Annotated in this window: 16 protein-coding genes and 2 tRNA genes; 4 read left to right on the top strand and 14 right to left on the bottom strand. The window is 66.4% G+C overall.

Going from position 1 to position 21,946, the window contains the following annotated elements; all coding sequences use genetic code 11:
- Positions 1 to 36 precede the first annotated feature (36 nt).
- From EUS26_RS00180 to EUS26_RS00165, 4 genes are all read right to left on the bottom strand, one after another.
- Positions 37 to 933 carry a universal stress protein gene (locus EUS26_RS00180; protein ID WP_165368447.1) on the bottom strand — a complete coding sequence of 299 codons (897 nt, stop codon included), beginning with the start codon at positions 931 to 933 and terminating at the stop codon, positions 37 to 39.
- 80 nt (positions 934 to 1,013) lie between these two features.
- A complete protein-coding gene (locus EUS26_RS00175; protein WP_130011169.1) occupies positions 1,014 to 1,247 on the bottom strand; it encodes a helix-turn-helix transcriptional regulator in 234 nt (77 codons plus the stop codon).
- A gap of 7 nt (positions 1,248 to 1,254) precedes the next feature.
- Positions 1,255 to 2,112, bottom strand: coding sequence for an ABC transporter permease (locus EUS26_RS00170; RefSeq protein ID WP_130011168.1), 858 nt, complete (start codon positions 2,110 to 2,112; stop codon positions 1,255 to 1,257).
- Positions 2,109 to 3,041, bottom strand: coding sequence for an ABC transporter ATP-binding protein (locus tag EUS26_RS00165; RefSeq protein WP_202864990.1), 933 nt, complete (start codon positions 3,039 to 3,041; stop codon positions 2,109 to 2,111). The genes EUS26_RS00170 and EUS26_RS00165 overlap by 4 nt, the downstream gene beginning before the upstream one ends.
- A 129-nt stretch (positions 3,042 to 3,170) precedes the next feature.
- Here EUS26_RS00165 and EUS26_RS00160 point away from each other — a divergent pair.
- The 3 genes from EUS26_RS00160 (at position 3,171) to EUS26_RS00155 (ending at position 3,563) form a co-directional block, all read left to right on the top strand.
- A tRNA-Ile gene (locus EUS26_RS00160) sits at positions 3,171 to 3,247 on the top strand.
- A gap of 40 nt (positions 3,248 to 3,287) precedes the next feature.
- Entirely contained in the window at positions 3,288 to 3,419 is a 132-nt protein-coding gene (locus tag EUS26_RS17200) for a DLW-39 family protein (RefSeq protein WP_235585695.1), read from the top strand.
- A gap of 71 nt (positions 3,420 to 3,490) precedes the next feature.
- Positions 3,491 to 3,563: transfer RNA gene (locus EUS26_RS00155), tRNA-Ala, on the top strand.
- A gap of 112 nt (positions 3,564 to 3,675) precedes the next feature.
- Here the strand turns inward: EUS26_RS00155 and EUS26_RS00150 are convergent.
- The 4 genes from EUS26_RS00150 to EUS26_RS00135 form a co-directional block, all read right to left on the bottom strand.
- Positions 3,676 to 4,962, bottom strand: coding sequence for a type II toxin-antitoxin system HipA family toxin (locus EUS26_RS00150; protein ID WP_130011167.1), 1,287 nt, complete (start codon positions 4,960 to 4,962; stop codon positions 3,676 to 3,678).
- Positions 4,959 to 5,225 carry a helix-turn-helix domain-containing protein gene (locus EUS26_RS00145; RefSeq protein ID WP_130011166.1) on the bottom strand — a complete coding sequence of 89 codons (267 nt, stop codon included), beginning with the start codon at positions 5,223 to 5,225 and terminating at the stop codon, positions 4,959 to 4,961. The genes EUS26_RS00150 and EUS26_RS00145 overlap by 4 nt, the downstream gene beginning before the upstream one ends.
- Positions 5,226 to 5,351: 126 nt before the next feature.
- Positions 5,352 to 6,569 carry a tyrosine-type recombinase/integrase gene (locus EUS26_RS00140; RefSeq protein WP_130011165.1) on the bottom strand — a complete coding sequence of 406 codons (1,218 nt, stop codon included), beginning with the start codon at positions 6,567 to 6,569 and terminating at the stop codon, positions 5,352 to 5,354.
- The gene (locus EUS26_RS00135) at positions 6,566 to 6,814 is read right to left on the bottom strand and encodes a helix-turn-helix domain-containing protein (protein ID WP_229665803.1); all 249 of its coding nucleotides are present in this window, start codon (positions 6,812 to 6,814) and stop codon (positions 6,566 to 6,568) included. The genes EUS26_RS00140 and EUS26_RS00135 overlap by 4 nt, the downstream gene beginning before the upstream one ends.
- Positions 6,815 to 7,103: 289 nt before the next feature.
- On the opposite strand from EUS26_RS00135, the gene mobF reads away from it, so the two are divergent.
- Positions 7,104 to 10,916: a MobF family relaxase gene (mobF, locus tag EUS26_RS17500; protein ID WP_130011164.1), complete on the top strand. Its 3,813-nt coding sequence runs from the start codon at positions 7,104 to 7,106 to the stop codon at positions 10,914 to 10,916.
- A 32-nt stretch (positions 10,917 to 10,948) separates the two neighbouring features.
- On the opposite strand, the gene EUS26_RS00125 is transcribed toward mobF, so the two are convergent.
- The 6 genes from EUS26_RS00125 to EUS26_RS00100 all read right to left on the bottom strand — a co-directional run bounded on the left by EUS26_RS00125 (position 10,949) and on the right by EUS26_RS00100 (position 21,412).
- Positions 10,949 to 11,380 (bottom strand): hypothetical protein, encoded by a 432-nt coding sequence (locus EUS26_RS00125; protein WP_130011163.1) that lies wholly within the window; start codon positions 11,378 to 11,380, stop codon positions 10,949 to 10,951.
- A 71-nt stretch (positions 11,381 to 11,451) separates the two neighbouring features.
- Positions 11,452 to 12,702: a DNA sulfur modification protein DndB gene (locus tag EUS26_RS00120; protein ID WP_130011162.1), complete on the bottom strand. Its 1,251-nt coding sequence runs from the start codon at positions 12,700 to 12,702 to the stop codon at positions 11,452 to 11,454.
- Between the two features lie 592 nt (positions 12,703 to 13,294).
- A complete protein-coding gene (locus tag EUS26_RS00115) occupies positions 13,295 to 16,219 on the bottom strand; it encodes a type I restriction endonuclease subunit R (RefSeq protein WP_238148740.1) in 2,925 nt (974 codons plus the stop codon).
- Positions 16,220 to 16,230: 11 nt separating this feature from the next.
- Complete coding sequence (locus EUS26_RS00110; protein ID WP_238148772.1) at positions 16,231 to 17,391, bottom strand: restriction endonuclease subunit S; 1,161 nt, start codon at positions 17,389 to 17,391, stop codon at positions 16,231 to 16,233.
- Between the two features lie 200 nt (positions 17,392 to 17,591).
- Complete coding sequence (locus EUS26_RS00105; RefSeq protein WP_130011159.1) at positions 17,592 to 19,448, bottom strand: DUF262 domain-containing protein; 1,857 nt, start codon at positions 19,446 to 19,448, stop codon at positions 17,592 to 17,594.
- A complete protein-coding gene (locus tag EUS26_RS00100) occupies positions 19,445 to 21,412 on the bottom strand; it encodes a type I restriction-modification system subunit M (protein ID WP_238148739.1) in 1,968 nt (655 codons plus the stop codon). Before EUS26_RS00100 ends, EUS26_RS00105 begins: the two co-directional genes overlap by 4 nt.
- Between the last annotated feature and the right edge of the window lie 534 nt (positions 21,413 to 21,946).

Genomic DNA, 21,946 nt, shown 5'->3' with positions numbered 1-21,946 from the left:
GGCTGGGCTCCAGGACCGGCGGCCGGGGTGGCCGTCTCAGCGCACGATGTGCACGGGAACCGCGCTGACGTGCAGGATGTTGCGTGTCGTCGACCCGAGCAGGAACGATGACAGCCGGCCGCTGCCGCGCGTGCCCAGCACGAGGAGGGCGGCGTCCGAGGAGGCCTCGACGAGGTTCTCGTCGGCCCGCCCGCTCGGGGTGCTGATGCGCACGGTCAGGTCCGGAAACGTGGAGGTGACGGCGTCGGCCGCGTGCCGCGCCCTCTGCTCGGCCCGGTCACGGCGGACCGCGGCGGCCTCGTCAACCGACCGCATACCGTCGGCGCTCAATCCCCAGGGGTCGGTGGTCGGGCGCTCCCAGCTGCTGACGACGAGCAGGTCGGCGCCCCAGGCCTGGGCCCACCTCGCCGCGGCCTCGGCGGCCCGCTCGGACTCGGGTGAGCCGTCCACGCCGACGACGACCCCGGCGTCGGGCCCGGGCATGGTGGCCGGGCCAGGGACGACGGTGACGGGGCACCGGGCGTGTCCGGTGAGGCCGTAGGCCGTCGCACCCATGAGGGTGTTGCGGACCCGGCCGTGCCCGCGGGTGCCGACCACCACGCCCTGGGCGTGGGCGGAGGCCTCGTCGAGGGCCTGGCGCGGGCCCAGCAGCGACCCCTGGGCGGTGACCTGCAGCTCGGGGTGCTCCTCGCGGACCAGCTGCGCTCCCTGCTCGGCCAGCTCACGGGCCCGGTCGTGCTCGGCGGCCGGGTCCCAGATGCCGATGGACACGTCCTGGGCGTGGACGATGCGGTCGGCGGCGTGCAGGACCACCAGCGGCGCGACCGTGCGGGCCGCCGTGGCGGCGGCCCACCGGACGGCTGCCTGCGCGCTCTCCGAGCCGTCGTATCCCACGACGACCGGCCGGGTGGTGCTCTCTGTGGTGGTTGTCATCGTCCTCACCTCTCTGTGTTGACTACTACCTACCATAGTAGCGCTGGAGGTGCGGTGTCACGCCCTCGGGGAGCGGGCGGTCAGCTGCCCAGGGGAGGGAACGGGCGGCGGCTGAAGACGGCCTCCACCGGCACGTCGAAGAACTCGGCGATCTGCAGCGCGAGCACCAGCGAGGGGCTGTACTCGCCCCGCTCGAGGTAGCCCACGGTCTGGTAGTGCACGCCCAGCGCGGTCGCCAGGTCGCGGCGGCTGATGCCGCGCTCCACCCGCAGCAGGGCGATCCGGTTGTGCAGCGGCTCGGCTCCGACAGGCATACCGGGGTCAGAACCCCGTGGCGAGGACGCGCTCGCGGGCCGCCTGGACCGTGCTGCCGGACTGCCGCCGGACCACACGACGCAGCAGGACCGGGGCGAGGAGGAGGCCGACGACCGCCCAGCCGGCCAGGACGGCCAGCGCGACCCCGAGCCGGAACTCGCCGCCGATCTCGACCGCGGCGGCGGAGTCGGGCAGGGCCACGGCGCGCACCGCCGCCCCGATCCAGTAGAGGGGTCCGGCCTGCGCGATCCACTGCAGCCAGACCGGCCAGCCCGCCACCGGGTAGAAGAGCCCCGAGACAGCGGCGTAGGCGTAGAGCGCGATCATCGCCCAGACCAGACCGAGCATGCTGCGGAACACCGAGCCCAGGACGGCGCCCCAGGGCAGCATCGCCACCACGCCGAGCAGCAGCACCAGCAGGAGCAGCAGCCAGCCGCCGACGTCCCGCGGGGTGGTGCCCGGGAGGAAGAGAGCGGCCCCGAGGACCGCCGGCAGCACCGGGATCAGCGCGTCGACCGGGGCCTGCAGCACCTTGGCGACGAGGTGGCCCGTCATGCCGTGCGGGACGGCCTTGGCGCGGAGCAGGGTGCCGTCGTCGCGCTCGGTCTGCAGCTCGCCGGCGACCCCGATGACCGCGGCGGAGACGACGCCGAAGGCCAGGAAGCCGGTGACGACGTAGCCACCGAGGCCGACCGCAGCCGACCCGAGGTCGATGTCGCGCAGCAGCCAGAGGACGACCAGCAGGACCAGCGACACGGCCACCGTGGTGATGCCGGCGGCGGAGGTGTACTTGCGGACCAGGCTGATCCGGGCCTGCCGGGTGGCGGCGCGCAGGACGGCGGCGGGGACGGGCACCGGGCTCATGTCAGGGCCTCCAGGGCGGGTGGGTCGTGCGGCACGTGGTCGCCGGGCGACTCGGCCCGGCGCACGATGTCGAGGTAGACGTCCTCGAGCGAGGCGGCGCGCACCTCGACCACCTCGACCTCGCCGGCACGGGCGGTGAGCACCTGCCTCAGGTATGCCGTCGGGTCGGGGTCGGCGTGCACGGTGACCTCCCCGGTCTCCAGGTCGCGCAGGGTCACCTCGGAGGAGCGGGAGAGGGCCAGCCGGAGGGCGTCCGGCGTGCCGTCGGCGACGATGTGCCCGCCGGCGAGGATGAGCAGCCGGTCGGCGACCTTCTCGGCCTCGGTGAGGTCGTGGGTGGTGAGCAGGATGGTGGTGTCGAGGTCGGCGAGGTCGGCCACGAGGTCGTGGATGTCGCGCCGGCCGGCCGGGTCGAGGCCGGTGGTGGGCTCGTCGAGGAAGAGCAGCTCGGGGCGGCCGACGAGCCCTACCGCGACGTCGAGGCGGCGGCGCTGACCGCCGGAGAGCCGGTCGACGCGCTGGCCGGTCTGCTCGGCCAGGCCCACCCGGGCGAGGAGCTCGGCGGTGTCCCAGGGACGGGGCGTCTGCGACGTGCTGTAGGGCGCGTAGTAGGCGCCGACGACCTCGATGAGGTCCCGGACCCGCCAGGTGGCGTGGTCGCGCCAGCTCTGCAGCACGATCCCGACCCGGGCCCGCCAGGCCTCGGGTGCGGTGGCCGGGGTCTCGCCCAGCACCGTCACCTGGCCGGCCGAGGGCTGGCGGAAGCCCTCCAGGACCTCCACGGTCGTCGTCTTGCCGGCGCCGTTCGGCCCGAGCAGCGCCACCACCTGGCCGCGCGGCACCTCGAGGTCGATGTCGTCGAGGACCAGGTGGTCGCCGTAGGACATCGTCAGGCCCTGGCAGTGGATCGCCGCTGAGGAGGACGACATGAGATCAATGTAGTAGACCTACTACATATCGTTCAAGACCTGCTATGCGGCAGGTCGGTGCGGGCCGGTGTTTTGGCGGCGCTCCGGGGCGTGAGGTAATCTCGACCGTCGCGTGCCCCGCACGTGTCCGGGCCTATAGCTCAGTCGGTTAGAGCGCTGTCCTGATAAGACAGAGGTCACTGGTTCAAGTCCAGTTAGGCCCACCACCCACCTGCGTCGTCGCCGAGATCAGGAGTTGATCGACAGATGAAGCGCCTCCTCATGGTCGCCGCCGCCGCGGCCGGCCTCGTGGCCCTCAAGCGGATGCAGGACCAGCAGGCCGAGCGTGACCTGTGGGCCGAGGCCACGGACGACGTCCCCGGCCAGCCGGGTCAGTAACCCACCACCCGCCGGACTAGGCCCTCGCACTGCGGGGCCCGGTCGCGGGGTCGCATAACTTCATACCTCTCGGGGGCGTGGCGCAATTGGTAGCGCACCTGCTTTGCAAGCAGGGGGTTAGGGGTTCGAGTCCCCTCGCCTCCACCCCAGGTCAGAGGCCCTTCCCGCTCCGCGGGGAGGGCCTCTTTCGTGCCCGTACCCCAGGAAAATACGGCTGCAAACGCGTCGATTATGGCCGTGACCTGCAGGTATGTGGTCACGGGCGTGGAAGGCGCGGTGCCTGCAGGTGGTCCTGCCGAGCGACGGCAGTGGCGACACGGCGGGCATCCTCGACGAAGGGCGCGGGTGCGGCCTCAGCCGCTGCGAGGACTGCGTCGGGCAGGCCTGTGCGCAGGCGCTCCACGCGGTCCACGGCCTCGGTCGCCTCCAGACCCAGGGAGCGACCGACGGCGACCCAGTCCTCGACGGTCACGTCGCGGACGAGCCAGGTGCGCCCCACCTTCATCGAGCTCCGCACCGCCTCGCCCCTCTTCAGGTACGGCGCATAGGACGCGACGTCGTAGAGGGGTGCCAGGGCCACCCGTGGCCCGCGCAGGAGCAGGGAGTAGTTCTTCGCGTGGGCGTCGGTCCCGCCCACCAGGACGTTGAAGGCGAAGGCGTCGAAGAACGCCGACCGCACGGCATCGCGGTCCGCGAGGGCCAGCGTCGACAGGAGCGAGGCGACGTTCTTGACGCTGGGGCCGCCGTCGGACTGGTACTTCTTGGTCGGTGGGTAGCTCATGGCCTGCAGCAGGTCTTCCTGATGGAGGCGCAACCACATCCCGTCCTGTCCGCGACCGCGGTCGTAGCGTGTGGAGACCAGCGTCTTGGCCCCGCCGACGTCGACCAGGTCCACCCGGGCGACGCGCAGGCCCAGCAGACCCGCGGCACGCAGGCAGACGAACTCGTTGACGTGCAGGTCCTCGAAGCGGGTGCCGGCGCGGGTCGGTTTGAAGATGTGCGTCGTCGGCGTCGCGTCCTGGGGAACACCCCACCCGCCGTCGTCCAGGCGGTGCAGCGCCACCTTGTTCTGCGCTCCCGCCAGGCTCCATCGTCCGGAACCGGCACCGACGTCCCAGCCGTGGTCCCCCACCGTCAGGCGCAGAAGGAGACCCGAGAGCTCGTCTTCGGGGAGCCGGCGGACGTCGCCCGTGCGCCCAGCTGCATCCGGTGGGTCGACGTCGACGGGAAGCACCTGCACGGCCCCCGCGGCATCGCGCCCGACGTGCCGGAGCAGGGCGAACGGGTTGCGCGGTGACACCTCGAACCTACGAGCCCACTCCTCCCGCACGGCGAGGTTGTCCGGGAGGAGCCCCTCGAGCCAGGCGGCGACGACACGGTTCGAGTGCCGCGACCCACTCAGCGGCATCGACAGCGAGAGCGGCGTGGGGTTGGCGCGGGCGGTGTAGGAACTGTCGTAGGCAAAGGCGAGCGCCCCACCAGCGGTCTGCGCCAGCTGTCCGGCAAGGACGCCGTCGAGGTAGACGTTCAGGAATGCCGTCATGAGCCGTCCTCGAAGAGACCGGCAAACGGGTCATTGTCCGTGGCCTCGGCCACGGGGGTGGTGACCAGGTCGACCGCGAGTCCGAGCGCGGCAAGGACGTCGAGCACCTTGCCCATCTCCGCGGAGGGACCCTTCCCCGCTTCCACGCGGGAGAGCCACTGGCGGGAGACCCCCGCCCGGTCCGCGAGAGCCTCCTGACTGAGCCCGGCCTCCCGGCGTGCTCGGCGCACCGCCGCACCGACGTCTCGGACCGTCCTGAGCATGCGACCCACCTCCCAACCGTAGATGTCACAGTTCTGTGACATCTCGGAATGTCACAGTACCACGACATGTGCATTTGTCGTCGAACCGCGACATCTTCGTTTGTCGCACATGGGGCGGGAGCCGGTCTAGCCAGCCGAGCCGCCCAGTCGTCCGCCGAGCTGGCGCAGTGCCTCGCGCGTGGCCTGCGACGAGACCTGGGAGTAGACCTCCATGGTCATCGAGATCCTGCTGTGCCGTAGCACCGCCATCGCCACCCGCGGGTGCACGTCCATCGAGACGAGCAGGCTCGCGCAGGTCCGCCGCATGGCGTGGACCGGGACGACCGGGACGCCGGCCTTGCGCGCCCGGGTCTTGAACGCCGTGTGGAAGTTGCGCGGGTCGAGCGGGTCGCCCAGGCGGGTCGTGAAGACGAGACCACAGTCGCCCCACATGTCACCGGCGGCCGCCCTTCGTCGATCCTCCTCTTCCCGATGCCGCGCGAGCGCCTGCACGGCGATGTCCGGAAGAGGCAGCGGCGCGTCCGAGGAGGGGGTCTTCGTCCGCCGCCGGAGCAGCCGGCCGTCGACCCGCTGGACCTGCCAGGCGATGTACGCCTCGCCCCGCTCCAGGTCGACGTCCTCCCACGCCAGGCCGAGCACCTCGCCCCGCCGCAGCCCGAGCACGAGGAGCAGCACGTAGGCCGCGTACATCGCATCCCCGGCATCGCGGGCCGACTCGAGGAACCGCCGCGCGTCGTCCACCGACCACACCGCTGCTCGCTTCGCCCGGGGCACGGGCACGCGCACGAGCGCGGCCACATTGCGGAAGACGAGCTCCTCCCGCATCGCCTGGGTCAGCGCCCCGCGGAGCACCCGCCACGCCTGGTGGACCGTCCACTCGGAGGCGACCTCGTGGCAGCACTGCCCGCGGGCGCAGCACTGCGGCTCCGGCCGGGCGGCGTCCTTGCCCTGGAAGCAGCACTGGCATCGCACCCGCAGCTCGTTGACCCAGGTCTGGACGTCGCGGACCGCCAGCTTCTCGAGCCTGCGGTCCCCCAGGTCGGGGACGATGTAGAGCCGGGAGAACATCTCGTAGTTGCTCGCCGTGGCCGGGGAGAGCCCGGGGCGGACGGTCTCCGTCAGCCACTGCTCCAGGAAGTCGCGCAGGCGGGGCGAGACCGGAACGACCGGTCCGCGCCGCGCCTGCTCGTGCAGCCGGAGCCACTTCTCGTGGACCTCGGCCCGGGTCTTGCCGTAGACGGACTTGCGCTGGCGCCGGCCCGCGGGGGTGGTGATCCATACGTGCGCCGCGAAGCCGTTCCGGTACGGGTAGATCGACCCCTCGCCGTTCGCCCGCCTGCTCACGGCCAGTCCGCCTCCGCCTCGGCCGCCCGCTTGGCGACGTACTCGTCGACCCACGCCGGCAGGATGCGCCGGGACCCGCCGTCCTTGAGCGATCGCAGGTCGCCGGAGATGCACATCATGCGCACCTTAGTGGGCCCGTAACCGAGCATCTCCGCCACCTCGGGCACGCTGTACCACCGCCGTTGCAGCGGCCCGACCGGTGCCTTGCTCCGCTGCTCCGGACTCCCGCTCGCCATCGTCGACATGTCCACTCCCTTCGTTCAGGGACCAACCTCCAGTAGGCCAGATCCCGTGCGGACCAGACAGGCACTCGACCGTCCCTGTGGATAACCCACCGGACGACGAACCCGTCTACCCCCTAAAGCGGCCGAGACCCCCCTCCGGGACTCACTTTCTTGAACTTTTTTTCTGAGCAGCTCCGCGACCGACCGACACCCAGCACCAGCAGATCGAGGACACACCTGGTGCACTCGGTGAAATTGGTGGCAGATAAGTGACTCCCTGAGGGCTGCTCGTCCGCTTCTGGTAGGTGTGATGACCTTGCACAAGCTCGCCGCCGGCAGCGGGTACACGTACCTGACGCAGCAGGTCGCTGCCCACGACGCCACCGAGAGGCGCCAGGTCGGGCTCGCGTCCTACTACGAGGAGAAGGGTGAGGCGCCCGGTCGGTGGCTCGGCACCGGCCTGGCCGGCCTCGACCTGGCCGTGGGTGACGTGGTGACCGAGGAACAGATGAAGCTGCTCTTCGGCCAGGGCCGCCACCCCCGCTCCGACGAACCCGAGGCCGCCGCGAAGGGGAGGGGTGCGTTGGGTCGGGCGTTCCCGACCTTCGACGCGACCACCCTGCGGCAGGTGACGGCGCGGGCGTTCAGCGAGCACAACACCAGTCGAGGACTGGCGTGGAACGCCCCGATCCCGGTAGGGGAGCGGGCGCGGATCCGCACCCAGGTCGCCAACGAGGCGTTCGAGCAGCGGCACGGCCGAGCACCCGCGGACGAGGGCGAGCTGACGAGGTTCGTCGCGAAGGCGTCGCGGCCGGCGCAGGTGCCGGTGGCGGGGTTCGACCTGACGTTCTCGCCGGTGAAGTCGGTCTCGGCGCTGTGGGCCCTCGCGCCGGCCGAGATCGCGCGACAGGTGGAAGCCGCGCACGAGGACGCGGTCGGCGCCACGCTGGCGATGCTGGAGCGGGAGGTGGCGTTCACCCGGGTGGGCAAGGGCGGCATCCGCCAGGTGCCCGTGGTCGGGTTGGTCGCGGCGGCGTTCGACCACCGCGACTCGCGCACCGGGGACCCGGACCTGCACACCCACGTCGTCGTCTCCAACAAGGTCCAGTCCCTGCCTGGGGAGGGCGGACGGTGGTTGACCCTGGACGGGCGGATGCTGTTCAAGGCCAAGGTGATGGCGTCCGAGCACTACAACACCCACCTCGAAGCCGGCCTCGTGGATCGCCTCGGCGTGCACTTCAGCGGGCGTCCCTCACCGGAGGGCAAGCGGGCGGTGCGCGAGATCGACGGCATCGACCCGGCCCTCCTGACTGCGTGGTCGTCGCGGCGGCAGGCGATCGAGGCCCGGCAGCGCGAGCTCGTCGAGGCGTTCCGGGCCGACCACGGCCGGGCCCCCACCGCGATCGAGTCCCTGGCGCTGGCGCAGCAGGCGAACCTGGAAACGCGACCGGGCAAGCACGAGCCCCGCTCGGAGGCCGAGCAACGCCAGGCCTGGCGGGCGCAGGCCACCGCCGTGCTCGCCAGGGAGGGAAAGGGCCCGGAGGAGATGGTCGCTGCGGCGGTGGGGGCGGGGTGGAGACGCACCCGGGAGCGTGGTGGAGACGCGGGCATCACCGCAGGTGGGCGGGTGGGGACGCTCCAGGGACGCATCCTGGAGCGGCGGGGTGGGGACGTGCGTCCCCAGATCCTCGCCGCCCGGGTCCTGTCGGTGCTGGAAGCGTCGCGGGCGACGTGGCAGGTCTGGCACGTACGAGCAGAGACGCTGCGTCAGCTCCGCGCCGCCCAGGTGCCCCTGGCCCGGCTCGAGGAGCACGCCATTGAGGTTGAAAGGTGGGTGGTGCAGCGCTTCTCCGTACCCGTCGGAGTACCGCCGGAGCTGGGCGAGCCGGAGGTGCTGCGCCGCCAGGACGGGCAGTCCGCCCACATCGTGCACGGCAGCCAGGCCTACAGCTCCCAGGCGATCCTGTCCGCGGAGGAGGAACTCCTCGCTCTGGGGCTGCGCCGCGACGGCCGCCAGGCCGACGCGTCCGTGGTCGAGACCGTCCTGGCCACGCAGAGCGCGGACGGGCCGAGCCTGGACCGGTCTCAGACCGCGATGGTCCGCAACCTGGCCACCAGCGGATGCCGGGTCCAGGTCGCCCTGGCGCCGGCCGGCGCCGGCAAGACCGCCGCCCTGCGCGTGCTCGCCCGGGCCTGGGAGGCCTCCGGCGGCACCGTCCAGGGCCTTGCCCCCACCGCGGTCGCGGCCGAGGAGCTCGGCCGCGCCACCGGTATCCCCGCCGACACCCTCGCCAAGCACCATCACGAGACCAGGACCGGAGCCGATCAGGCGACGCTCGATCAGGCCGGTGGCGTGAGCCGCCGCGTGGGACCGGGGACGTTGGTGCTGATCGACGAGGCCGGGATGGCCGGCACCCGCGACCTCGCAGCCGTGGTCCGGCACGTCGTCGACGCCGGTGGCAGCGTGCGGTTGGTTGGGGACGACCAGCAGCTGGCGGCCGTCGCCGCCGGCGGGGTGTTCCGGGATCTGGCCGAGCAGGGTTACGCACACGGCACGACCGTGACGTTGACCGAGCTGCACCGGTTCACCGACCCGGCCGAAGGCGTGGCCACCCTGTTGATCCGCGATGGTGACCCGGCAGCCCTGGAGCACTACCTCGACCAGGGCCGGGTCCGCACCGGCGATACCGGGGACGTGGTCGAGGCGGCGTATGCCGCCTGGTCTGCAGACCAGCAGACCGGACTGTCTAGCCTGCTGCTGGCCGCAACCCGCGACACCGTACGGGAGCTGAACCAGCGCGCCCGTCAGGACCGCGTCGACGCCACCGGGCAACAGCCCGGGCGGGAGGTGACCCTGGCCGACGGCACCCGCGCCAGCATCGGCGACACCATCGTCACTCGCCGCAACGACCGACGTCTGCGCGCTGCGGACGGGTCCTGGGTCAAGAACGGCGACCGATGGCACATCCTCACCGTCCACCCCGACGGCGCTCTCTCAGTAGAACGCCACGATGGAAGCTCCTGCACGGGGGCTGCCCGTCAGACCACCCTCTCCGCGGACTATGTGGCCGAGCATGTGCAGCTGGGGTACGTCAGCACGATCCACGGCGCCCAGGGCACGACCGTCGACACCACCCACACCGTCCTCACCGGAACTGAGACCCGCCAGGGGCTGTACGTCGCCCTCTCCCGCGGGCGTCAGGCCAACCACCTCTACCTCGCCACGCCTGCCGCCTCGCGGGATGGTGTCGGGCCCGAGGTGCAGGACACGGTCGTGGAGCCGCGGCAGCTGCTCACAGACATCCTCGCCCGCGACGGCCGCGCCCTGTCCGCGACAACGGTCGAGCGCGGGGACGCCGCTCAGCTGCTGCGGCAGACTGTGCTGGCCTACCAGGACGCCCTGCCGGTCCTGGCCCAGCAGCACCTCGGACACGAGCGGATGGCGGACCTGGACGACGCGCTCGAGCGGTGGCTACCGGGCCTCACCGAGCAGCCGGCCTACTCGCACCTCCGCGGCCAGCTCGCGCTGCGCTGGGTCGACGGGACCCCGCCCCGGTCCGTGATCGAGCAGGCCACCTGGTACCGCGGCACGCAGTCCCTCACCGAGGCCGACGACCCCGCCGCCGCCCTCGCGTGGCGCATCAGCGGTGCAACCCCGCCGTCCTACCGGGACGCCCCCCTGCCCTGGCTGCCCGACGTCCCACCCGTACTGTGGCAAACGCCGGAGACTAGCGGCTATCTCGACCGGCTCACCCACCGGGTCCACCAGCTCGCCGAGCGCGTCGCCGCCGAAGCCCAGCAAGTGGGTGGGGTCGACCGGCTGCCCTGGCAGCGGACCCTGTCCCCCGACGTCGACGACCACCTCATCGGCGACCTCGCCGTCTGGCGCGCGGCCCACGACATCCCCTCCACCGAGCCACATCCAGCAGGGCCGCCCATCAAAGAACCTGACGCAGCCAGACACCAGCTCCAACTCAACCGGCGACTGAACGCGTTGTCTTCGGTTTCCCCCAAGCTGAGGGCGGACGCTGGTTCCCATAACCTCCAAGCCAGCCAGCGCCGAGCAGAGCGTAATGCGCTCCATGAGGGCGCCTCACGCGAGGCGTCTGGCCCCTCCCTATGAACAGTCTCTGACGAAGACCAAGAAGAGCCGCCTCACCCTTCCCCGGTGCCATCAGACTCGTTCTCTAGTTCCTGCCTGTGAAGGCTAATCCGCTTTACCGCATCCCGGATAAGTTGCTGAATTTCGTGCATAGAGAGTTCACGCGCATATCTCAGCGCTGCGTCCAAACTCGTTAACGCCTCGTCTAGGTGGCCGACCGGCAGTTCAGTCGTGTCTCGCCAACGGTGGTAGTGACTCAGCTCGTGCGCTGCCGCGGCTTTCATGGACAGCTCGCTATTGGGGTCAAGTACGCCGGTACCGGGGAAAATGTCAGGACCGAAGACGATCACACCGTAGGCAGACCCATCCTCCCCCACCGCGGGTTCGAAATGGGTTTGCACCGACTCCTCATGCCGGAAATCGCAGCGGTCCTCCGGTCGTATATCCACCTGCAGGCCAGTGAATGTTGCGACAACACTGCTCACGCGCTGTTCGTCTAGGGGCCTGGTTGACCTACCAGGAAGGAGGGACGGTATGCGCGTTGGGTCCCAAGCCATCACATCCCCACAGTCCCGTTACTCTCCGCACGGACGCGCCGTCGGAGAACACCTGCCGCCGCCGTGCGGGCTCCGCCTGTATTTAGAACCGTCAGTCGATTGTTTCGATTGAGGCGCGTGATCCCAGAGTCCTGCCATTCAGGATTGCTTACATCAAAGAAGTCCCCGGTCCATTGATCGACTTTGACAACAGATTCTGGTGCCAAGCGCGAGAGTGCACCTGACCACTTGTTTTTCGCAGCCCGCGGGCCAAGGCTTGCAATATCCGACTGATAGTCCCTCATCAAATGTGCGTAGGCATGGAACATGACCCCTGCCGAGGCCAATTTCCCATCCCGGTCGGACTGCGGGGTACTAGCTCGAAGTTCTGGCCTCACCTGCGCCAACATGGTAAAGAATTCGGCAGCTATCGAAGCGAGGCCCTCCATCTCGGTTTCGGTCACCTCCGTCCCCCCAGCAAAGGTTCTCATTGCTTCTCGCAACGTGGATAGGGTGACAAAATGGGGAGCTTTCTTCCCCAGTCGATCGGTCACACGGTTAGTTCCTCGGTCTAGGTCCGGATTTTCTTCCAGCACACGCTTGGCCAGCATGGAAAGATCATCCGATGAAGTGAGATCGTACGCCTTGGACAAAGCAGTCGGCTTAGGTCTCTGGTTCTTGTCGAAGAAGTAATCCCCCTCCCCGTTCTGATCGAGCAGGTAGAGCTCTACCTTGAGTTGTTTACCTGGCCGGAACTTGGGGTAGCCGGTCTCGTGATCGCGGTAGGCGCGCATGGCCTTAAGGATGGCTTGATGACGATGATGCGAGTCCGGGAGATAAATCTTTCCATTGTACAAATGCAGTTCTGACGTCTCTTCGTTCCAATACGCCTCGAAGGTTCCTGGTCGCAGGTTCCAGACAAGTGGACTTAAGAACAGTTGATCATTCGCCAGCAACTTCTCCGTCATGTCATCGGCGTTACGTGCATCGAAAATATAGTGTCCCGCATCAGGGTAGCCGTCAGACAGAGGCAGCTCTCGTGCCGTGTTCTTGGGGGCTGTGGGTTGCAGACCGCGCTGTACCGCCTGGTCCGTCCACAGCAGGCGGCCCTCCGCGGCGTCTGCAACCTGTTCGAGGGTGACGGTGACGGTTCCGAAGAGGTCCGACTCGTCCGTCCACTGGACGTTGCGTAGCAATAGGCGGCCTACGTATGGCTGGCCGCTTGCGTCGACCTTCGGCGTGTCCAGGAAGCCGGGAACGTTGATCTTCACCCAGCGAACCTACAGCAGGATGCGGCCGTGTGGGCTGCCCTCGCGACCCGGGGGACGGCAGCGGTTGGAGGGGCATCGGCGCGAGTCAGTTTGGGCAGCATGCGAGTCACAATCCGATCCAGTGACGCCGTTGCCGAGTGCCCTCTGGTGGGAGAGGGCATAGTCAGGCTTGTGACTCTGGCGAACGGGGCTCTGCCCCTTCGGTCACCGGCACTTAGATGTCCGAAGATCGGCGGTACAGCGTTGTCACGCCCCACCGGTCGCCTGAACCCACTTGACGCCGCATCGACCGCACCCCATAGACGGGGCGAGGGTGGCGCCGAGGGGCCCCCTCCCTCGGCGGTGGTGATGGCACTCCGCTTGAACATCTACACACGTCGGACCGTACCCCCGCAGAGTACTGCAGGCGGGTACGCAATCGGCGCGATCGAGTGCTCTGCAACGCGCTGATCTGCGGGATGTGGTTTTCGCGTACCGGAATCGTGGACTTCGCACATCAGGACATAACCCATGGCCATTGTGCGAAGTAGTCAAAGTGCGCCCAATTGAGGCACGGCAGGTATATGTGCCGAGTCGTTCGAGTTTGGGTCAATCACGCCGATTTCCCGTACGTGGACTGGAAAACGGCGTCCGACAACCACCGCCGGAAGCCGTCGTTGTCGCTGAACTGCTTGAAAAGTTCGGTGTCGTCCCTAAGAACCGCCATCATCACCTTGCCGAGCGCTCGGTCGTGCTCGACACGTGCGTTGGCACGGTCGTTGTTCTTCTGGGCGAACTGGTACGCCTCGTCCTCAGCGACCTTGCGGGGGATCTCCTTCGTGATAAGGCGCTCGACGCGGTCGGCGTCACTCCACTCGATGTTCCCGAACTGGTCGTTGAACGTCTGCAGGATGTTGGAGAGCCTCTCAAGCTCGGGGTCCGTGACATGTCCCCCGCCCGAAGCGAGCACCGGTTCGAGTTCTCCTTCGTCGTCGGCGAGGGAGATCCTCATCGCCTCTCGCTTTTCGACGCGGTAGGACTCCATGTCGATGGTCTCGAGGATCCCAGCGGACTGGTCGTCCTCTCGCGGTGCGGGCAACTTGGGGATCAGGTGGTCCAGGAAGATCGAGAGCTTCTCCCACTGGGGATTCCCGTAGGGCAGGACCGTGGAGAGGAAGTTGTAGGTACGGGTGAAGGCCTTAGCGGCTCCCTTGAACGCGACCTGGTCGTCCTCCTCGGGCATCTCGACGTATTCCGCGACGCACACGTCGAGGATCGGGTCTAGCTGATCCCGGTCCACGCCACCCAAGTAGAGCTCGACGAACTTGTCGACCGCGTCTGGTGTGTAGACGCCGTAGTTGTTGAGGTCGTTGACCAGGTCGTGAAGTCTGTCCGGGTCCGTCTCCTGGCTCAGAAGAGTCGTCCGGTAGTAGTCGGAGAAGGCGTGCTCGATGTCATCGGCGGTGTTGGCGAAGTCGAGCACGAAGGCGTCGTGCTTGGCGGGATGGGCACGGTTGAGGCGTGTGAGGGTCTGAACCGCCTTGACGCTGGAAAGTGTCTTATCGACATACATCGTGTGCAGCAGCGGCTCATCGTACCCGGTCTGGAATTTGTCGGCACAGACCAGGATCCGGTACGGGTCTTCCCGAATTTGGTCCGCGATGTCCTTGCTGGGGAAGCCGTTGAGGCTGGCTTCGGTGACCTGCACGCCGTTGTAGTCGTGTTCGCCCGAGAAGGCGATGATGGCCTTGTAGGGGCTCTTGCGCTCGACCAGGTAGGCGGTGATTGCGTGGAAGTACTCGATGCAGCGCGGGATGCTGCTGGTGACCAACATCGCCCGGGCCTTGCCGTCGATCTTGTGCTTAGCGATGACCTGACTGTGGAAGTGGTCGACCATAATCTCTGCCTTGAGGCGGATCGCGTGCTCGTTGCCCTCGACGAATGCGCGCAGCTTCTTGGAGGCTCGCTTGGTGTCGAATTCCGGGTCGTCCTCGACGGTCTTCATCAATTTGTAGTAGCTCGGGACGGGGGTGAAGTTGGCGAGGACGTCGATGATGAAGCCTTCCTGGGTGGCCTGCTTCATCGTGTAGCTGTGGAAGGGTCGGTACGCCGTGCCCTCAGCGCCTGGATACTGCTCACCGAACATCTGCAGAGTTCTATTCTTCGGGGTGGCTGTGAACGCGAAGTAGCTTGCGTTCGGCAGCATCTTCTTCGCCTCGATGATCCGGTTGATCATGTCCTCGACCGTCTCGTCTTCTTGCGCGGCGCCGGCGGACGAGAGCGCCATTGAGACCGCGGCGGCGGTCTTGCCGCCCTGGCTGGAGTGAGCCTCGTCGATGACGATCGCGAACGTCCGGTCGCGGTGGTCCTTGCCGATGTCATCGAGGATGTAGGGGAACTTCTGGACCGTCGTGATGATGATCTTCCTGCCGGCCTCGATGGCTCGGCGGAGGTCGCCTGACTTGTCTGCATGCACGACGGTGGAGCCGACCTGCATGAACGCCTTGATGGTTTCCTTCAACTGACTGTCGAGGATGACGCGGTCAGTGACCACGATGACGGAGTCGAATGCGCGCGCCCCGTGGTGCTTGGCCTCGGTGAGCTGGTGTGCAAGCCAGGCGATGGAGTTGGACTTGCCGCTGCCGGCCGAGTGCTGGATCAGGTAGCGCTGTCCGGCCCCGTGCGCCTGCACGTCCTCGAGCAGTTTCCGTACGACATCGAGCTGGTGGTAGCGCGGGAAGATCTGGGCTGACGCCTTCTTGCCGGTACGGGGGTTCTTGGTCCTGAGGATCTGGGCGTAGTTCTCGATGATGTTGGCCAGGCTCGCCGGGGCAAGGATTTGTCGCCACAGGTAGTCGGTCTTGACTCCGTTGGGGTTGGGTGGGTTGCCCGCGCCGTCGTTCCAGCCCTTGTCGAAGGGCAGGAACCAGGACTGCTTTTGTTTGAGGTGCGTGCAGAACCGGACCTGCTGGTCATCGAGGGCGAAGTGGGCGATGCAGCGGCCAAACTGGAAGATCAGCTCTCGAGGGTCACGGTCGCGCTTGTACTGCGCGACGGCGTCGTCGAAGGTCTGCTTGGTGATGTTGTTCTTCAACTCAAACGTGAAGGTTGGCAGCCCGTTTACGAACGCCACCACGTCCAGGGAGAGCCCGGTCTCGGTGACGCTGTAGTGGACCTGCCGGGTCACGGTGAACCGATTGTCAGCGAACAGCTCCGCGGCCTTGACGTTGCCGAGAGTGGGCGTCGGGAAGAAGAGGTCGACGTGATGCTGACGATGGTCAATCCCCTTGCGGAGCACATGCACCACCCCGTTGCGGGTGATCTCTCCCTGAAGCCTGGAGAGGAACTCGTGCCGCCTCGGCGTCGGTTCGCGAAGCGAGATCGCTTCGACGAGTTCGGGCTGCGTCTCCTCGATGAACGCAGTGAGCTGAAATAGGTCGATAGCGTACGCCGGCTCGTAGTCCGCGGCGGTGCCCTGGGTCCACTCGCCCTCGACCATCTGTCGGACGATGAGTGACTCCAGGCTCTCCTCGTTCATCAAGGACATGGTTAGGCTCCCTGCATCTCCATCACGTCGTCAATCTCATGAAGGGCAACATCTTCGAACACTTCCGGATCACTTTCTGCTGTGATTGGTGCGATTCGCGGAAGAGACGCAGCGATGACGCGAACGTCGACCTGGCCGGTGACGACATCCGCGACCAACCGCGTTCGGAACTCCTGAAGAAACTCGATCTCTCTTATGATTCGCGCGACAGTCAGCGATTGCTTTTTCGTGAAAGCTTCGAGTTCCTCGACCACTCGAAGTTGCACCTCCATCGGCGGAAGAGGAATCCGGAATGACTTCAGATCGGCGAGCGTGAGGGCGCCCTTAGTCCCCCCCGACCCGTCGCTGAGCCGCCGGAGATCGGGGTACGCGGCCGTCAAAGCGAGTGCAACATATTCAGCTGAGGCGCATCGCACGTCAGGAGTAAGAGAAGCCAGATGCTGATTGATGGTCGATTCAAATCTCAGGATTGTCGCCATTCCTCGCGTTTTACCCTGACCAGTGATGCCGATTAGGACACTCCTCGGAGGCACAAGGGGTAGGTGGCACTCTTCCAACGCTTTCGCTGTGACGAACTGATCGGCCTTCTCCACTGCGTTCTGGTTGACGACGGAGCTGTTGAGCCACGGGATCTCGCCACCCCAGTACTCTGGTTGCGACCGTGATGGCGTCGACCCATTCACGAGTCGTCCTAGCCGTCCTAGCGGCCAGAAGCCCCAACTGACGCCCACGAGCGACTCACGAACCACTGCCCGCTGCTGCTCTTCCAGCAGCGCTATGAGGCGTCGTTTGGCAGCGATGGCTTTGTCGATGCGAGTGTTTGCGTGGGTGAGGTACTTGACGATGGCTTCCTGCTCTTCGGCCGGAGGTACGAGCAGCGGCGCATCAAGCCAGCGGGCGTCCGTCATCTGAAGTCGGGACTTCCACACTCCTTGTGATCGCACCTGCAGTTCCCACTGATAGGGCTGGGAACGCACCAAGTGGTCGAGATAGTCGGGCAGCAACTTGCCGTTGCCCCGCTGGCGGTAGACGCCGTACGCGGTGCTGACGATCCCGTGGTGGCGAGACACGCCCAAGCCCCTGCCCCACGCCCAGAGGCTGTTAATGACGAGATCTTCTGGCCAGCACAACTTGTGGCCGACATAGCTTTCGGCCTTGAACATGCTCACGGTCGCGGTTGATCGTGGGATAACTCCACGGCTGGACGAAACCGTAAGCAATTCCTCGCCTCCCGACGTGGAACGCACGTCGACGGCGGACATCACTGACTTGGCGCGGTTGACATGCCAATGTGAGGGGATGCGCCAAACCCAAGGCAGTCCGGTCCCGCGCGTTTCAGAGTAGCCCGCAAGATTCGCGAACATTAGTCACCCTCTGCAATGGCGAGGAGGTCGTCTGGGTTCCAGATCCGCTTGGCGATAGCGCGGTAGAGGTTACCGCGCTCGATAACGTCGGAGGCCTTGAACTCGGCGTACGGCTTGAAGGGCAGGCCCGTGGACGTGACAAACGACAGGAATCCGGGGTTCTTCTCATAGGCCTGGGGGTCGAGGCTAGCGGCGAGGAGATTTTGGCTGAAGTACCGCGGACGCTTCTCGTGGTACGGGTCGTCGCCGTAGCTGGCGTTGAACTGCTTGGGCAGCAGGAGCAGGTCACCGATCCTGTTGCGGTGTCTCCGGAAGTCGGCTTCGTGATCGAACTCGTCTGTGTGGCGCTCAGGGCGGTTGGCCCAGACGTGTTCCACCTCATATTTCACCTTCGTGCCGTTGGTCAGCTCCAGGTAGTTGGGGACGTGGCCCGAACTGACCGTGGTGTAGTCGGTGATCCGGGCCAGAACCTTGTGGAGCTGGTTACGGTTCTGCTGGTGGACGGCGAGGTCATCGTTGCTGTCGAAGTTCTCGTCGGTCTTGAGCAGGTAATCGCGCAGGGCAGTGGCGAGGGGGCCGACGTCGAGGCCACGGATATCCCGCATCACCGTGAACATCGCGTACTGCATGGTTGAGTAGCCCGTGGCGCGGAAGTTCCAGACGCGCCACGCGATCAGGATGTCGACAAATCGCCCGACGAGCTCGAGTTTGCGGTCTATCGTCGCGACGTCGTCGCCGACTCGCAGGGGCGCGAGGAGTAGTTGATCCTGCAGCGTGAACCGGTGATCCGCGTTGTAACGGATGTAGCGCAATGGACTGGCCGGACCGAAAGTTCCACGCGCCGCGTCGAGGATCCGCTCATACTGGCGGCTGTAGAAGTCGAGGTCGACGGCGATGAAGTCATAGTAGTCCTGCCGGCTAGTGAGCCCGACGCGTTCGTGGTCGTTTCGCAGCCAGCGATGAAACTCGGTGCCGATGCGGTCCCAGTCTTGTGGGCGCGAGTCCCTTCGACGCTCGCGGATCTTGGTGGAGTACTGGCTGCGCAACCAGGTCTTGAGGAAGTCGGAGCTCGCCTCCTCAGCCTTGTCGTCAAGTTGGCGCAGTCGCTTGCGCCACATATTGTTAGCTTTGGTCCGTGGAGACCCGTCCTCAGTGTTCGCCAAGAGGTAGCCCTTCAGCATGTCTGCCGGTGTGAGCTTGAGGCCGCGGTCGTTCATCGTCTCGAAGATTGCGTAGGCGTCGTCGTCTGCGTATGCGGTGATCTGGACGAGTTGAACTCGGTCCTTGAGCCAGTCGATGAAGTACGGGAGCGCGTCCTCGCGAAGTTCGTCTGGAAACAGGTCATCCAGCTCGTCGTACCTGGTAACGAGCGTTGTCACGGACTCGGGGTCATCGGGCTTGGGCTCATAGGTGCCATCCTCGAAGAGTGCCATCATGCAGTCGACCCGGTCCGGTATGTCGAGGTTGAAGGACTTGTCCCCGTACTTCTCCGAGAAGATCAGTGGGTCCACGTCGACCTTGTCGTGCCGGTTCTCCTGCAAGCGGCGCAGGAACGTCAGCAGCAGCGTGAGACTGGTGAGCCGCTGCTGGCCGTCGACGATGTAGGGTTCGCTGCCCTTCTGGGAAATAATGATCGAACCGAGGTAGTACCCCGCGTAATTCGCGACGTCCTTGCGTGCATGGTTAGGGTCATAGAGGTCCAGGAATTTCGTCGTGAGGTCGGCGGTGAGTTCCGCCATTTGCTTGGACTCCCACTTGTACTCCCGCTGGTAGTAGTCGATGGCGTACTTCTGATTCGTCAAGACGCCAGCGACCGTCTTGGCGACGCCCTCGATGCTGCGCTCGACATCCGTCATTCGGCACCTCCGGCGAGTTCGGCGATGAGGTCGTCGGTCTCGGCCTCGAGGGCACGAATGTCGGCCTGGATCTCGGCGAGAGTCCTCATCGGGGTGGGCTTGTAGAAGTGCCGGGTGAAGGAGATCTCGTAGCCGATCTTGGTCTTGGCCTCGTCAATCCAGGCGTCGGGTGCATAGGGCTGGACCTCACGGCGGAAAAAGGCCTCGATGCCGTCAGCGAACTCTCCAGCCGGCTCGTTCAGGGGGACCTGTTCGGAGTCTCGCAGGTCTGAGTCAGGTTCGTACTGCACGACCCGGGTCTTACCGTCGACAAGGGCCTCGAAGCGGCCCAGCAGCGGAGCGGCTTCCGTGTTGCTCGGCAGCACCTTCCTGATGATGGCGGGCGCCGACTCATCCCGCGTGCCGGTCTCCTTGAGGAACTTGATTTCGGCTGGCCTGTAAACCCGCCCCTCCTCGGCGCCCAAGATTCGCAACGGGCGCTCGACGACGATCTTGGAGTAACCAAAGTCGCGGTTCTCGAAGATCTTAGCGTGGTCGGGATCCGCTGCCTTGTCAAAGGCGGCGAACGTCTTAAGAATGCGGTCGATGTCACCAGCGGCCAATTCGACCCCCTTGTCGCCGAGATTCTTGCGCAGCGGCGTGAACCACTCGGTGGCGTCGATGAGCTGAATTTTGCCTTGGCGTCGCTCTTCCTTGCGGTTACTCAGCACCCACACATAGGTCGCGATTCCGGTGTTGTAGAACATCTTGAGCGGGAGAGCCACGATCGCCTCGAGCCAGTCGTTCTCGATGATCCAGCGACGGATGTTGCTTTCCCCTTGCCCGGCATCGCCGGTGAACAGTGACGAGCCGTTGTGGACCTCCGCTATCCGGCTGCCCAGCTCAGTGTGATGCTTCATCTTCGAGATGAGGTTGGCCAGGAACATCATCTGCCCGTCGCTGCTGCGGGTGACGAGCGAGAACTCGGGGTCGCCGGCGTGCTCCACGACGAAACGGGGGTCGCGGATGTTCTTGGCGCCACCCATACGCTCCTGATCGGTCTTCCACGACTTGCCATAGGGCGGGTTGGACAGCATGAAGTCGAACTCGCGGCTGGCGAACGCGTCGTTGGAGAGCGTCGACCACTCTGGTCCTCCGATGACATTATCCGCAGCCTGACCCTCGCCCTTGAGGATGAGGTCGGCCTTGGCAATGGCGTAGGTCTCGGCGTTGATCTCCTGGCCGAAAAGGTGCGTCTTGACGCGCTTGCCTCGCACCAAGGTGAGCTGCTGAAGGGTTTCCTCGGCGACCGTCAGCATGCCGCCGGTGCCCATCGCGCCGTCGTACAGAAGGTAGCTGCCGGACTGGATTGTGTCTGCGATCGGCTCGAACACGAGGCGGGTCATGAGACGCACGGCATCTCGCGGTGTCCAGTGTTCGCCGGCCTCCTCGTTGTTCTCCTCGTTGAAGCGGCGGACTAGCTCCTCGAAGACTGTGCCCATCGCATGGTTGTCGAGGCCGCTGGGCGACAGGTCGAGGTCGGGGTCGAGGAATCTTTCGATCAAGGTGCCGAGGGCGTCTGCCTTGGTCAGCCGCGGGAGCTGGTTGCGGAACTCGAAGTTGTCGAGAATCTCCTGGACGTTGGGGGAGAAGCCGTCCAGGTAGGCCTCGAAGTCGAGCCTGAGCCGCGCGGCGCTGCTGACCGAGCGCAGGTCGCGCAGCGTGAAGCCGGAGGTGTTGTAGAAGTCCTGTCCTGCCGCGTCGCGGAGCGGTGCATCCTGATTGACGATGCCTGCCTCGTCCAGCGCCGTCTTGGTCCTGATGACGTTGTCTATGGTCGGCTCGAGGACGCTGTCTAGCCGACGTAGGACCGTGAAGGGCAGGATGACGTCGCGGTACTTGCCGCGGACGTAGAGATCTCGAAGGACGTCATCGGCCGTGGCCCAGATCAACGCGACGATCTGAGCATGAAGCGACCTGTTCACCGTGACCCAGCCCGTCGACGCGAATCTACGTTCCATAGCTCAGGGCCGGACACACAGCAGGAGAGCAGGTAGGTGACCTGCTCGCTCACCGCGAGGCGGTTGCCGGTCCCATCCGCGCAGGAGGCGTCCCAGCTGCGGTCAGTCTTGCTCTTGAGGTCTCCGGTGATCACGGGCGCCAGCGTAGCTGCCAGGCCGAGCGGACGAACGAGGTCCTAGCGGCCGACCCGCGGCGTGCGGGTTGCCCCTCCGGCCATTTTCGACAGTTGTCTTGGCGCTGGCGACCCAACAACGAGCGGGCGTACCCACTCGTACCCCAGAAAAGTACTGCAGTGGGGTACGCAATCGGCGTGACCCGGTGTGCTCTGCAGCGCCCTCAACTGCAGAAATGGGTTATCGCGTACCCCATCCGTGGACTTTGCAAGCAGGGGGTTAGGGGTTCGAGTCCCGTCGCCTCCACCCAGACCAGAAGCCCTTGACGCACTGCGGGGAAGGCCAGGATCGTGCCCCGAACCGAGCGAGTTCCCGCAGCTCCGG

The organism is Serinicoccus sediminis (genome assembly GCF_004153545.1).
Classification (GTDB): Bacteria; Actinomycetota; Actinomycetes; order Actinomycetales; family Dermatophilaceae; genus Ornithinicoccus; species Ornithinicoccus sediminis_A.
Note: the sequence above shows the minus strand (reverse complement) of the source record. Positions and strands in the feature narration are given on the sequence as shown.

Excerpts from the sequence above, each read along its gene's own strand:
- EUS26_RS00180 (WP_165368447.1), bottom strand. The coding sequence starts at position 933 with ATGACAACCACCACAGAGAGCACCACCCGGCCGGTCGTCGTGGGATAC.
- EUS26_RS00175 (WP_130011169.1), bottom strand. The coding sequence starts at position 1,247 with ATGCCTGTCGGAGCCGAGCCGCTGCACAACCGGATCGCCCTGCTGCGG.
- EUS26_RS00170 (WP_130011168.1), bottom strand. The coding sequence starts at position 2,112 with ATGAGCCCGGTGCCCGTCCCCGCCGCCGTCCTGCGCGCCGCCACCCGG.
- EUS26_RS00165 (WP_202864990.1), bottom strand. The coding sequence starts at position 3,041 with ATGTCGTCCTCCTCAGCGGCGATCCACTGCCAGGGCCTGACGATGTCC.
- EUS26_RS17200 (WP_235585695.1), top strand. The coding sequence starts at position 3,288 with ATGAAGCGCCTCCTCATGGTCGCCGCCGCCGCGGCCGGCCTCGTGGCC.
- EUS26_RS00150 (WP_130011167.1), bottom strand. The coding sequence starts at position 4,962 with ATGACGGCATTCCTGAACGTCTACCTCGACGGCGTCCTTGCCGGACAG.
- EUS26_RS00145 (WP_130011166.1), bottom strand. The coding sequence starts at position 5,225 with ATGCTCAGGACGGTCCGAGACGTCGGTGCGGCGGTGCGCCGAGCACGC.
- EUS26_RS00135 (WP_229665803.1), bottom strand. The coding sequence starts at position 6,814 with ATGTCGACGATGGCGAGCGGGAGTCCGGAGCAGCGGAGCAAGGCACCG.
- mobF (WP_130011164.1), top strand. The coding sequence starts at position 7,104 with ATGACCTTGCACAAGCTCGCCGCCGGCAGCGGGTACACGTACCTGACG.
- EUS26_RS00115 (WP_238148740.1), bottom strand. The coding sequence starts at position 16,219 with ATGAACGAGGAGAGCCTGGAGTCACTCATCGTCCGACAGATGGTCGAG.
- EUS26_RS00110 (WP_238148772.1), bottom strand. The coding sequence starts at position 17,391 with ATGTTCAAGGCCGAAAGCTATGTCGGCCACAAGTTGTGCTGGCCAGAA.
- EUS26_RS00105 (WP_130011159.1), bottom strand. The coding sequence starts at position 19,448 with ATGACGGATGTCGAGCGCAGCATCGAGGGCGTCGCCAAGACGGTCGCT.